Origin of the sequence: Amycolatopsis sp. NPDC051106 (assembly GCF_040682775.1) — a bacterium.
Lineage (GTDB): Bacteria > Actinomycetota > Actinomycetes > Mycobacteriales > Pseudonocardiaceae > Amycolatopsis.
Genome location: NZ_JBFBBQ010000045.1, coordinates 31,211 through 42,895 on the forward strand (window position 1 = coordinate 31,211; position 11,685 = coordinate 42,895).

At 73.6% G+C, this 11,685-nt stretch carries 10 protein-coding genes; 3 read left to right on the forward strand and 7 right to left on the reverse strand.

Features of this window, described 5'->3' with window-relative positions:
• Positions 1 to 5: 5 nt before the first annotated feature.
• The 3 genes from AB0M83_RS29140 to AB0M83_RS29150 all read right to left on the reverse strand — a co-directional run bounded on the left by AB0M83_RS29140 (position 6) and on the right by AB0M83_RS29150 (position 2,827).
• Positions 6 to 797, reverse strand: a complete 792-nt coding sequence (locus AB0M83_RS29140; protein ID WP_364521587.1) for a citryl-CoA lyase — start codon at positions 795 to 797, stop codon at positions 6 to 8.
• Positions 790 to 1,950 (reverse strand): CaiB/BaiF CoA-transferase family protein, encoded by a 1,161-nt coding sequence (locus AB0M83_RS29145; protein ID WP_364521588.1) that lies wholly within the window; start codon positions 1,948 to 1,950, stop codon positions 790 to 792. The genes AB0M83_RS29140 and AB0M83_RS29145 overlap by 8 nt, the downstream gene beginning before the upstream one ends.
• Positions 1,951 to 2,017: 67 nt before the next feature.
• Positions 2,018 to 2,827, reverse strand: a complete 810-nt coding sequence (locus tag AB0M83_RS29150) for an IclR family transcriptional regulator C-terminal domain-containing protein (RefSeq protein ID WP_364521589.1) — start codon at positions 2,825 to 2,827, stop codon at positions 2,018 to 2,020.
• A gap of 140 nt (positions 2,828 to 2,967) precedes the next feature.
• Here AB0M83_RS29150 and AB0M83_RS29155 point away from each other — a divergent pair, with 140 nt between their 5' ends.
• From AB0M83_RS29155 to AB0M83_RS29165, 3 genes are all read left to right on the forward strand, one after another.
• Positions 2,968 to 4,383, forward strand: coding sequence for an amidohydrolase family protein (locus AB0M83_RS29155; protein WP_364521590.1), 1,416 nt, complete (start codon positions 2,968 to 2,970; stop codon positions 4,381 to 4,383).
• A gap of 125 nt (positions 4,384 to 4,508) precedes the next feature.
• Positions 4,509 to 5,618 carry a hypothetical protein gene (locus tag AB0M83_RS29160; protein ID WP_364521592.1) on the forward strand — a complete coding sequence of 370 codons (1,110 nt, stop codon included), beginning with the start codon at positions 4,509 to 4,511 and terminating at the stop codon, positions 5,616 to 5,618.
• A 17-nt stretch (positions 5,619 to 5,635) separates the two neighbouring features.
• The gene (locus AB0M83_RS29165; protein ID WP_364521593.1) at positions 5,636 to 6,139 is read left to right on the forward strand and encodes a hypothetical protein; all 504 of its coding nucleotides are present in this window, start codon (positions 5,636 to 5,638) and stop codon (positions 6,137 to 6,139) included.
• Here AB0M83_RS29165 and AB0M83_RS29170 read toward each other — a convergent pair.
• The 4 genes from AB0M83_RS29170 to AB0M83_RS29185 are packed head-to-tail and all read right to left on the reverse strand — an operon-like array spanning position 6,117 to position 11,591.
• Entirely contained in the window at positions 6,117 to 10,214 is a 4,098-nt protein-coding gene (locus AB0M83_RS29170; RefSeq protein ID WP_364521594.1) for an amino acid adenylation domain-containing protein, read from the reverse strand. The two genes, AB0M83_RS29165 and AB0M83_RS29170, sit on opposite strands and share 23 nt — an antisense overlap.
• 20 nt (positions 10,215 to 10,234) lie before the next feature.
• The gene (locus AB0M83_RS29175; RefSeq protein ID WP_364521595.1) at positions 10,235 to 10,498 is read right to left on the reverse strand and encodes an acyl carrier protein; all 264 of its coding nucleotides are present in this window, start codon (positions 10,496 to 10,498) and stop codon (positions 10,235 to 10,237) included.
• A gap of 11 nt (positions 10,499 to 10,509) precedes the next feature.
• Positions 10,510 to 11,400, reverse strand: coding sequence for a 2-dehydropantoate 2-reductase N-terminal domain-containing protein (locus AB0M83_RS29180; RefSeq protein WP_364521596.1), 891 nt, complete (start codon positions 11,398 to 11,400; stop codon positions 10,510 to 10,512).
• Positions 11,397 to 11,591, reverse strand: a complete 195-nt coding sequence (locus AB0M83_RS29185; RefSeq protein WP_364521597.1) for an MbtH family protein — start codon at positions 11,589 to 11,591, stop codon at positions 11,397 to 11,399. The genes AB0M83_RS29180 and AB0M83_RS29185 overlap by 4 nt, the downstream gene beginning before the upstream one ends.
• Positions 11,592 to 11,685 lie beyond the last annotated feature (94 nt).

The following is an 11,685-nucleotide window of genomic DNA, read 5'->3' on the forward strand; positions in this document are numbered from 1 at the left end:
TCCTCTCAGCGTTGCGGGTCCGGCGGGACCGGCCGGTTGTTCAGGTCGACCGACAGGAAGATGTCGTTCGCGACCGGGTGACGCAGCTCCTCGGCGAGCTGGCCGATCAGCCCGGCGGTCCGGGCCAGCAGCGCGAACCCGCGCAGCAGCTCCAGCGGCAGCCCGAGATCCGCCAGCGCGGCGCCGCAGACACCGGCGCCGTTGAGCGGCAGCGTCTTCCCGAGCACCCGGGGGTGCACACGGCCGATAGCGGCGAACAGCTCCAGGTGCGGGCCGCGCAGGCCTTCCTCTTCGGCGATTTCGAACAGCCGCCGGGTGCGCGGGTCGCCGTCCTTGTGCACGTGGTGTCCGAGCCCGGGGACGAACTTCTTCTCCGCACGGCGGTTTTCGACGGTCTTCAGCGCGAGCGCGTCCCAGCCCGCCTCGTCCGTCGGCTGCTCCGCGTGCGTCAGGACGTCGTGCAGGAACCGGCCGCAGTCCTCGGTGACGCCGAGGAAGCGCGACCCGCCGCCGAGCAGCCCGGCGGCCAGCGCGCCCTGGACCGAGTCGGGCGCGGACAGGTAGGTCAGCCGCGTCACGATCGCGGTGGGCGTGAAGCCGTGGTCGGCCAGCGCCGCGAGCACCGCTTCGAAGACCCGGGTCTCCCCGGAGGACGGACGTCGCTGCGTCGCGAGCCAGAAGGCCAGCTCGCCGAACCCGACCGTGCCCATGACGTCCTCGGCGAGGTCCTGGCCGAGCAGCGTGATCTTGTCCTTGGTGGACGATCCGAGCGCGGTCTCGTAGGCGGGGTCAGTCATGCGGGGTCTCCGTGAGCCAGGCGCGCAGTTCGGCGCCGTGTTCGTCGAGCTCCGGCGGCGGCAGCCGGTAGGCGGCCGGGGTCGCGGAGAACCGGATCGGGTGCCGGGTCGTGGGGACGGCGCGGTCGCCGTCGCCGACCTCGACGATCGGGTCGAGGCCGAAGCGCTCGGCCATCGCGAACCCGCCGTCGATGGTGTTGATCGGTCCACACGGGACGCCGACCTTCGTCAGCGCGTCGAACCACTCCACCGCGCCGCGTTCCTTCAGCCGCTCGACCAGGACCGGCCGCAGCTCTTCGCGGTTCTTCGTGCGGTCGGCGTTGCGGGCGAACCGCGGGTCGTCCGGGACCTCGGGCAGGCCGAGCACCTCGCACAGCCGGCGGAACTGCCCGTCGTTGGCCGCGGCGACGATCAGGTCGTGGTCGGCGGTGGGCAGCGGCTCGTAGGGGAAGACGCTGGGGTGGGCGTTGCCCATCCGGTACGGCACCACCCCGCCCGCCGCGTAGGCCGAGCTGTGGTTGACCAGCCCGGTCAGCGCCGAGGACAGCAGGTTGACCTCGACGTGCTGGCCTTCGCCGGTCGCGTCGCGGTGGCGCAATGCGGCGAGGATGCCGATCACCGCGTGGTTGCCCGCCATCACGTCGAACACCGAGATCCCGGCCCGGTACGGCGGGCCGTCCGGGTCGCCGGTCAGGCTCATCAGGCCCGAGATCGCCTGCACCATCAGGTCGTAGCCGGGCACGTGCGCGCCTTCACCCGAGCCGAAGCCGCTGATGGAGGCGTAGACGCTGCCGGGGTTGGCCGTTTTGACGGAGTCGTAGTCGAGGCCGTACTTGGCCAGGCCGCCGGGCTTGAAGTTCTCGATCACCACGTCCGCGCGGGCCGCCAGCTCGCGGGCGACGGCGGCGTCGGCCTCGTCACGCAGGTCGAGGGCGATCGAGCGCTTCCCGCGGTTCACCCCGAGGTAGTAGGTCGAGACGTCGCCGCGCACCGGCGGCATCCACGTGCGCGTCTCGTCGCCCTGCGGCCCTTCGACCTTGACGACCTCGGCGCCCATGTCCGCGAGCAGCATCGTGGCGTACGGCCCGGCGAGCACCCGGGAGAAGTCCGCGACCAGCAGCCCGGTCAACGGGCCGGCAGCGCTGTGATCCACCCGGCTCCTCACTTCCTGTCCGTCTGACGGACTCTTGTCCGCAGTTTGCTCCGGAGAGCCGCGACGGTCAAGACACCGCGGGCACGGTCACGTGCGGGACGTCGTGCAGCCGCGCGAAGTCGGCGCTGATCTCCCCGGCGGTCTGCAGCAGCAGCGGCAGGTGGTGGTCCAGAAGCCGCTCCACCGACGTCTCGGCGGCGTGGCAGTTGACGTTGACCCCGGCGATCACCCGGCCCGAACCGTCGCGCAGCGGCGCGGCCACCGAGCGGATGCCCAGCGCGAGCTGCTCGTCGGTGAGCGCCCACCCGCGGGCGCGGACCTCGCGCAGCTCGGCGTCGCGCTCGCCCCGGTCCGGCTGCCAGCGCGGGACGAGCCCGGATCGGGTCGGCTGGGCCAGCACCGCCTCCAGCTCGTCCGGTGGCAATGCGGCGAGCTGCACCTTGCCCAGCGACGTCGGCAAAGCCGGGAAGCGGGTGCCGATCTGCACGCTGAGCCCGACGATCTTCGGCACCGCGACCCGGGCGACGTAGACGATGTCGGAGCCGTCGAGCTGAGCGATCGAGCACGACTCGTTCGTCCGCTCGACCAGGCGTTCCAGGTGCGGCCGGGCGATGTCCCACAACCCCATCGAGTGGACGTAGGCGACGCCGAGGTCGAGCACGCGCGGGGTCAGCGCGTAGCCGCGTCCGCCGGCCCGGACGTAGCCGAGCTCCTCCAGCGTCAGCAGGATCCGGCGGGCGGTCGGGCGGGCGAGGCCGGTGGCCGTGGCCACCTCGGCCAGGGTCATCTCCGGCCGGTGCGGCCCGAACGCCGTGATCACCTCGAGCCCGCGCGCCAGCGCTTCGATGAAGTCGGGACCCGTTCCCTCGCGTGGCATGCGCGACCTCCCTCTGCAGTCCTGCCCGCAGCGTAGCGGCGGCGATCGACGGGGATTGACACCGGCGCGGCACTGGGCAAAGGTGACTTCACCGTTCGAGTGTCCGTAGAGCGGACGAGTGTACGCAACCGGAGGCAGTAATGACCGGACCGATCGTCCTGCGCGGCGGCACCGTGCTGACCCTCGACGACGCCCACCGGGTGCTGCCCGGCGAAGACGTCCTGGTCACCGGCGGCGAGATCGCCGCGATCGGGCCCGCGCTGGAGGTCCCGGCGGGCACGACCGAGATCGACGCCACCGGCGGCATCGTCATGCCGGGGATGATCGACACCCACCGGCACATGTGGCAGACGGCGATGCGCGGCTACGGCGCCGACTGGACGCTGACGCAGTACTTCGTCTGGTACTACCTCGAATGGGGCAAGGTGTTCCGCCCCGAGGACATCTACGCGGGCAACCTGCTCGGCGCGTGGGAAGCGCTCGAAGCGGGCGTCACGACCACAGTGGACTGGTCGCACGGCCTGCAGACCACCCAGCACGCCGACGCGGCGGCCGACGCGCTCGAATCCGTGCCCGGCCGGTTCGTGCTGGCCTACGGCAACATCCAGGACGCCCCGGCGACCTGGACGGCCACCCCCGAGTTCCGCGACTTCGTCTCCCGGCGCACGGGCGGCGACCTGGGCTTCCAGCTCGCCTTCGACGTCACCGGCGACCCGGCGTTCCCGGAGAAACCGGCGTTCGAAGTGGCGCGCGAGCTGGGCGTACCGGTGACCACGCACGCCGGCGTCTGGGGCGCGACCGGCGACGACGGCATCAAGCTGATGCACGACCACGGGTTCATGACCCCGGAAACGATCTACGTGCACGGCGCGTCCCTCTCCGCGGACTCCTACCACCGGATCGCCGCGACCGGCGGGTCGGTGTCGGTGTCGACGGAGAGCGAGCAGAGCGCGGGCCAGGGCTACCCGCCCACCTGGGCGCTGCGGACGTTCGGCATCCCGGTGTCGCTGTCGATGGACACGTCGGTCTGGTGGAGCGGCGACCTGTTCTCGGCGATGCGCACGACGCTGGGCGCGGACCGCTCGCGCGAGCACCTGGAGGCGCACGCGAAGGGCGAGACGGTGACGCACGCGGCGCTGCGGGCGGAGCAGGTGGTGGAGTGGGCCACCCGCGGCGGCGCGGCCGCGCTGGGCCGCCCGGACCTCGGCCGCCTGGAGGTGGGCAAGAAGGCGGACGTGGTGCTGCTGAAGAACGACCACTCACCGGTGTCGTTCCCGCTGCTGAACCCGTACGGCCACGTGGCCTTCCAGGCCCAGCGCGGCGACGTCCACACGGTTCTGGTCGGCGGCCGCATCGTCAAACGCGACGGCCGCCTGGTGGACGTGGACCTCCCGGCGGTCCGGCGGCGGGTCGAGGAGACGGTCGACTACCTGCGTGGGCAGCTGGGCGAGGAGGCGTGGGCGAAGGGGATGAACCCGGACATCCCGGAGGCGAAGGTCCTCGACAACCCGTACACGTACACGGACTACCAGAGCGACACCACTCACGGCGGCTGAGGTCACCCACAGGATCCGCGGGCATCACGCTCCGCACCCGGACCGCTGGGCCGTTCCACGGATTGGCGATCGCACCCGTGTGACCACCGGTGACAGCGCCGGCCCTCGCGGCTCACGGTGGAACCGTGGGAAGTGCGGGCCTGGACGACATCGCCGGGCGGCTGCTGATCCAGTGCCGGCCGCGCCAGGCACTCGTCGCCGCGGAGATCGCGCGGACGTGGGACGCCGGCCTCGTGCTCACCGGCGGAGACCTCGAGCGAACCGTCCGGGCCTTGCGCGACCGCGGGTTCACCGGTCCGCTCCTGTGCGACGCCGACCGGTATTCGGGGAGCAAGCGCGTCGGCGCCGGCCGGGGGACGCACCCGGCGTGGCTCGGCCGGCAGGCCGCGCTCGGGTTGCTCCCGCTCACCGATTCCGGGTACGTCGCCCTCTACGACATCCGCGGACTGCGCACGATCCTCCGGGCGGCGGCGCATCGTCGATCTGCGGTGGTGGCGGTACTGCCCCTGGCCGCACGCTGGTTCGCCACGAACGCCGCGTGCGGTGCCCTGATCCGCGAGATCAACGCGCGCGGGGTTCCGGTCGCGATCGCGGTCGAGCACCGCGACGACCCGTTCGGGATCCAGTACCTGGTCCGGCGGTTCCTCCGCCTGCTGGCTGCGGTCACGGTGCCGGTGATCCTCCTGAGGTCCGACATCGCCGCCGTGGGCGCGCTGTGCCACGGAGCGCACGCGGGCGCGGCCGGCACGATCAGCGCACTGCGCCACACCTATCCCCACCAGCGGCGCGGACGGCCGCCTCGTCCCGGGATCTCGGCGTTCGTCACCCCGCTGCTGGCCTACCACCGCCTCGAAACACTCAGCCGGGTCTTCGCGGACACTCCTGACCTGGCGCAGCTGTGGCCGTGCGCCTGCCCGGTGTGCGAGGGGCGGACTCCCGCGGGTCTCGGCTCGGCCGAGGACGTGTCCCGGCACTCGGTGCACGAACTGCTCGCGTTGCACGCCGACCTGCGGCGCGCTCGTACCCGGGCAGCGATGATCAGCGCGTGGCACGAGCACTGCAGCCACGCGCTCGGCGTGCACGACCAGGTCGCCGAGGAGGTGCCGGGGTGGCGGGCGCCGGCCGGGGTGCGCGGCTGGGTCAAGGTCACCGACGACCCGCTTCCCGCCCGCGGTGGCATCCCCGCCCAGGAACCAAGGCGATCGCCGGAGCACGTGGTGGCGCGCGAACCGTGACGCGGTACCGTGCGGCCGTGGTCCAGGTCTTGATCCAGCCCGCCTACGGCACCGCGGACGCCCGCCGGTACGGGGCCGAGTCGCTGGAGAAGACCGTCGCCTACCGGGCCTACGCCGACCTTCTCGATCCGGCCGACCTCGCCCGCCTGGACGCGCTGCACCCCGGCGGGCGGGCGCGGTTCTGGGGCGCCAAGGACAAGTACGACCGCCGGATGGACACCGTGAGCACCGGGGACGTCGTGCTGTTCACCGGCCGCAAGCACGTCCAAGCCGCCGCCGAAGTGGGGCACGGCTTCCGGAACCCCGCCTTCGCGCGCCGGCTGTGGACCCCCGACCCGGGGAAGTGCCTGTTCAGCAACGTCTACAGCCTGCGTCGCTACCAGGCTGTCGGGCTGCCCTACGAAGCGCTCTGGGCGTTGCCCGGCTTCAACGCAGGCGACAACTTCATGGGCCTGCGCTTCCTGGACGACGCGAAGTCGGCCGCGGTCGTGGCGTTGCTCAAGTCGGCTGCCCCGGCTTGAGCCCGGCCGGGCGGGCGAAGGGGTAGCCGGGTAGGCGGACGCGGCGCGCCCGGCGGTCGCTCAGCTCGACGTTCACCCCGGCGCACCACAGCCCGGCCAGTGCCGGGTGGACGTCCGAAGAGGACACCACCGACACCCCGGTCAGTTCCGGGCGCGCCGCGATCGCGGCCGAGAACTCACCGCCGAAGCCGGCGACGACGGCCGCCCGGCCGCCGGTGGCGGCGAGCAGCGCCGACGCGTCCGGGGGCGCGGTGAGGTGTTTGGCCCACAGCCGGGTGTCGAGCGGCCGCCCGGCGGGCAGGATGCCCGCCGGAGTGGCGATCGGCACGACGGGCGGGGCGAAGGTGACCTCGTCCAGCGCGGCGGTGAGAGTACCCCGGTCGAGGGCTTCGGCCAGGCGCGCGCCGTCGGCGAAGGACAGCACCCCGGCGACGACGGCGGCGCTCAGGTGCCCGGTGCCGTCGCCGGTGACGACGTCCGGAACCGCGCCGCGGGTGGTGAACTCCGCGAGCAGCGCGTGCTGCCCGGCGAACGCCGCCGGGCCGAAGGCGAAGACCACCCGGACCGGACGCGTCCGGTCGACGACCCCGGCCTGCCCGGTGCCGGCGCGCAGCCCGGTCACGGCTTCGGCGACATCCCCGGCGACGACGGCGAAGCGGTGAGGGAACCGTTCGCGGCCGCGGTCCAAGGTGGCCGCGACGCCTGCGAGGTCGAGGTCGTCGGCGGCGGTGAGGTGCTCGGCCAGCCGCCGCCGCGCTTCGGCGAGTGCGCCGGGGGTCGCCGCGGACACGGCGAGCACTTGCCGCCCGCCGGGCACGGGACCCGCCGGCGGCGCGGCGATGCCCGTCGACGCGGCCGCAGCGACTGCGGGCTCCGCACTCACGGGCTCGCCGGTCGGTACCGCAGCGGGCGTGGTCTCCGGCGCCGAGGTCGCGGAGGCACGCGCGGGCTCCGCCGCGCCGGTGGAGGCGAGACCGACCGGCGCGACGTTCGCCAGCAACGCCACCTGGGCCCGCACCGTCGTGTGCCGCAGCAGGTCGCCGATCGTCGGGGCCGTCGCGAACCGGGCCCGGAGGTTCGCCTGCAGCTTCACCAGGATCAGCGAATGCCCGCCGACGTCGAAGAAGTTGTCGTCCATCGCGAACGTGTCGTGCTCGAGCAGCTCCGCCCACGCCGCCCGCACCAGGTCCACAGTGGAGTCCGCCGGCGCGACGACCGCGGGCACCACCGGCGCGACGGCGGGAACCGCCTCGTCGACCTCGGGCAGCCGCCGCCGGTCGATCTTCCCGTTCGGCGTCAGCGGCATCCGGTCCAAGGGCACCAGGTACCGGGGCACCGCGAACGCCGGCAGCACCTCCCGCGCGTGCCTCCGCAGCTCCTCCACCGTGCCGCCCGGGCCGAACACCACGTACGCCGCGATCTCCTTCTCCCCACGGCTGTTCAGGCACACCCGGACGAACGCCGCCTCCACCGACGCGTGCGCCGCGAGCGCCGACTCGACCTCGCCGAGCTCGACGCGCTGGCTGCGGATCTTCACCTGGTTGTCGTTGCGGCCGATGAACTCCAGCCGCCCGTCCGGCAGCCACCGCACCCGGTCGCCCGTGCGGTACAGGCGAGCGCCCGGCACGCCGGAGTACGGGTCCGGGATGAAGCGCCGCGCCGTCTCGCGGGGGTTGCCCAGGTAGCCGCGGGTGACGCCGGTGCCGCCCAGCAGCAACTCGCCCGGCACCCCGCGGGGCGCCTGGCGCATCGTGGCGTGGTCGAACACGACGTAGCCGTCGGTCTCCGGGACGACCGAGCCGATCGGCAGCGTGCGCGTGTGCTCCTCGATCGCCGTGACCGGCGTCCACGTCGAGGTGAACGAGTTCTCCGTGGGCCCGTAGCTGTGCAGCAGGGTGCCGGGCGCGCACCAGCGCAGCGCCTTCTCCATGTGCGGCACCGAGATGATCTCGCCCCCGAAGTACACCCGGCGCAGGCCGGGGAACAGGTCGGGCACGTCCTCGATCAGCCGGTTCAGCAGCGGCGTCGACACGATCAGCGTGGTGATCCCGCGCTCGCGGAACGCCGTCCGCAGCTCCGGCGGGCTCAGCGTCAGCTCCTTGTCGAAGATCACCAGCTCGGCGCCGTGGGTGAGCGCGCCCCAGACCTCGTAGGTCGCGCCGTCGAAGTTCAGCGGGGAGAGCTGGGAGACGACGTCGGTGTGGTGCAGCGGCACGAAGTCGGGCCGGTCCAGCAGCCGGACGAACCCCGAGTGGGGCCACACGACACCCTTGGGCCGGCCCGTCGAGCCGGACGTGTAGAGCACGTTGAACACCGACGCCGGGTCGATCTCCACCGCCGGCGGGGTGGCCGGGTGGCGGGCGGCCTCGGCGAGCGCTTCGTCGACGAGGTAGATCGGGCACTTCGGCAGCCGCACCCGCTCGACGAACCCGGGCGCGCCGATCACCAGCCGCGGGCGGGCGTCGTCGATCACCATCTGCAACTGCGCGTCGGGGTAGGCCGGGTCCAGCGGCACGTAGGCCGCGCCCGCCATCAGCGTGCCCAGCCAGAACACCACCGACGTCGGCCCCGGTGGCAGCAGCAGCGCCACGAGCGACTCGGCGCCGGCCCCTTCGGCGCGCAGCCAGTTCGCGACCGACGCCGCGCGCCCGACGAGCTCGGCGTAGGTGAGCACTTCGTCGTGGTAGCGCACGGCCACCGCGTCCGGTCGCAGCTGCGCGTGCCGGCGCACCAGATCGGGCAGCAGAACGCGGTTGACCGGCTCGCGTTCGGTCTCCGGGCGGCCCGGGACGAAGGGATCGCACGCGGCGACGAGCGCGCCGCAGCTCGCGGCCGGGTCGGCGACGGCGTCGGTGAGGAGCTTGACCAGCTGGGCGAGCAGCAGTTCGGCGGTGCTGCCGCGGTACACGAGCGTGTCGTGGTCGACGCGCAGCCGCAGGTGCGCCTCGCCCTCCAGCGCCGCCAGCGACAGGTCGTACTTCCCGGCGGCGGTCTCGTGTTCGACGACCCGGACGGTCGTGTCCCCGGCGGTCCAGGTCTGCTCCTGCTCCGGGAAGTACATGAAGACGCTGTTGTCGATGAGGGCCGCGCCGCCGTCACGCCGGATCTCGCGCAGCCGCGCCGAGGGCACGGCCGAGTGCTCGAGCGAGTCGAGCACCTGGTCGCGGACGCGGTCGACGAGCGTGGTGAAGGATTCGGCGAAGCCGAGGCTGCTGCGCACCGGGAGCACCCGGGCCAGCAGGTCGACGCGGTCCTCGTTCTCGCCGGTGCGCGAGGCGAACAGCATGCCCGTGGTGCCGTCGCCGGTGGCGCTCCACGCGTGCAGCAGGGTCAGCCACGCGCTCAGCACGACCGCCGCGGGTGACGCGAGCCGCTCGCGGGCCACCGCGCGGACACGGTCGAGGACCTCGCCGGACAGCACGTGCTCGTGGAAACCGGCCACCCCGGGCACCGAGCCGGGCCGGTTCAGGTCCGCGATCGGGGCCAGCGACGGCGGCTGGTCGGCGAGCAGGCCCGCCCAGTACGACGTGAGCTCACCCGGCGATACGTCCACAGTGGACGGCTCGGCGGGCAGCGGCGCGTCCCACGGCGCATTCCCGGCCGTCCGCGAGGTGTAGGCGTGCGCGAGGTCGCGCAGCAGGATGCCCTGCGACCAGCCGTCGGACACGATGTGGTGCACCGCCAGCACGAACAACGCACCGCCGTCGGCGGTCAGCAGCGCGCCCCGCACGAGCGGCTCGGAGGTAAGGTCGAACGGCTGCGACGCGACCGCGGCGGCCCACTCCAAGGCCGCGGCACGGTCGTAGCGGCCCGGCCGCCGGTGTTCGGCGAACGGCACCGGCGGCCGCTCGTGCACCACCTGCACGAGCTCGCCGCCCTCGGCGTGGAAGGCACTGCGCAGGTTGGGGTGCCGCTCGACGACGTCGCCGAGCGCGGCCCGCAGCGCCCCGACGTCGACGCCGGGGGTGAACTCCAGGTCGAGCGGGATGGTGAACCGGGCGGACTCCGGCTCCCGCTGCATGGCCAGCCACACCTCGGTCTGTTCCGCCGTCGCCGGCCTGCGCGCCTCGATCACCGGTGCTCCCCCCCCGAGAATCAGTTGCCGGCCTGGCGTCGCACGACGAAGTCGGCGATCGTGCTGATGGACCGGAAGTTCACCGGCGTGAAGTCGGTGTCGGAGATGGCCACGCCGAACTGCTGCTCGCAGCGGGCGCGCAGTTCGATGAACCCGAGCGAGTCGAGCCCGAGGGTTTCCTGCAGGCTGTCCTCGGCGTGGATGCCGTCGGCCGGGACGTCGACGTACAGGTCGGCGACCAGGATCTCGCGCAGCGTGTTCTCCAGGCTGGTCTTCGGCGACATGGGCGCTTGCCTCACTCTCGGGTTCCCGCGGGCAGGGGCGTGCCCGCGTGCTGCCCGGCCCGGTGCACGAGCCGGTCGGTGGCCGGGGTCGGGATGCCGCGGCGGGCCCCGGCGGCGCGGATCGGGCCGGCGATCGCGGCGAGCTCACCGGGCACGCCGCGTTCGGCGTCCCGCTGCAGCGACGTGCGGGTCCGGCCGGGCGCGCGGGTGAGCGCGCGCAGCACGCGGCCGCGGTCCAGGCGGGCGCCTTCGGCCCGGCCCACCGCGCAGGCCTCGTCCGCGCAGGCGAGCATCAGCCGGCTCAGCTCGTCGTCGGCGCGGACCCGCTCGAGCGGCCCGGCGGCGCACGTAGTGGCGAGGGCCAGCGGGGCGAGCAGCGCGAGCTTGCGCCACAGGACGTCGGCCGCGGTTCCGCCGTCGGTGCAGCCGATCCCGGCCGCGGTCAGGGCCGCCGAGACGACCGCGGGCGGCCCGGCCAGGTCGATCTCGGTGAACAGGGACTCCTGCCGGACCTCGCCGGCCGCGGTCCGGGCGGCCTCGATCCGGATCGCGGCCGCGACCACCCGGTCGCCGAAGCGCGCCCGCAGCGGCGGCAGGTGCCCGAGCCCGTTGAGCAGCGGGACGACGACGCCGGGTTCGGCCGTCACGCTCGTCAGGGCGCCGGCGAGGTCGGGGTGCTTGACGCAGATCCACAGCACGTCGACCGGCTCGGCCAGGGTGGCGGCGGCCGGGACCGCGGCGGTGAAGCTCTCGCGGATCCCGTGGTGCACCGTCACGGTGCCGGGGTAGCGGGGGAGGGCGGCGGCCCGCAGCAGGAGCGTCACGGTCTCTCCGCCGCGCGCGAGAGCGGCGGCGAGGGCGAGCCCGACCCCGCCGCCGCCGAGGACCGCGTGCCGGCTCATGCGGACCGGCGGACCGAGCGCGGGGCGATGTCGCGCCACGTGTCGGCGACGTGGTCGAGGCAGGCTTCCTCGGTGCCGGTGAACCCGGTCGGGTGCCAGCCCGGCGGCACCGCGATCCCGGCCGGCCAGACCGAGTACTGCTCTTCGTCGTTCACCACGGCGACATGCGTCGCACCGTCGTCTTCCGGCACTTCCGCCCCCACTCCGCACCGCCTGCCGCAGCTGTCGAAATCGACGGTAGCGAGTCCCGGACACCCGCCCTTCTCCATTTCTGCGCATTCGCGG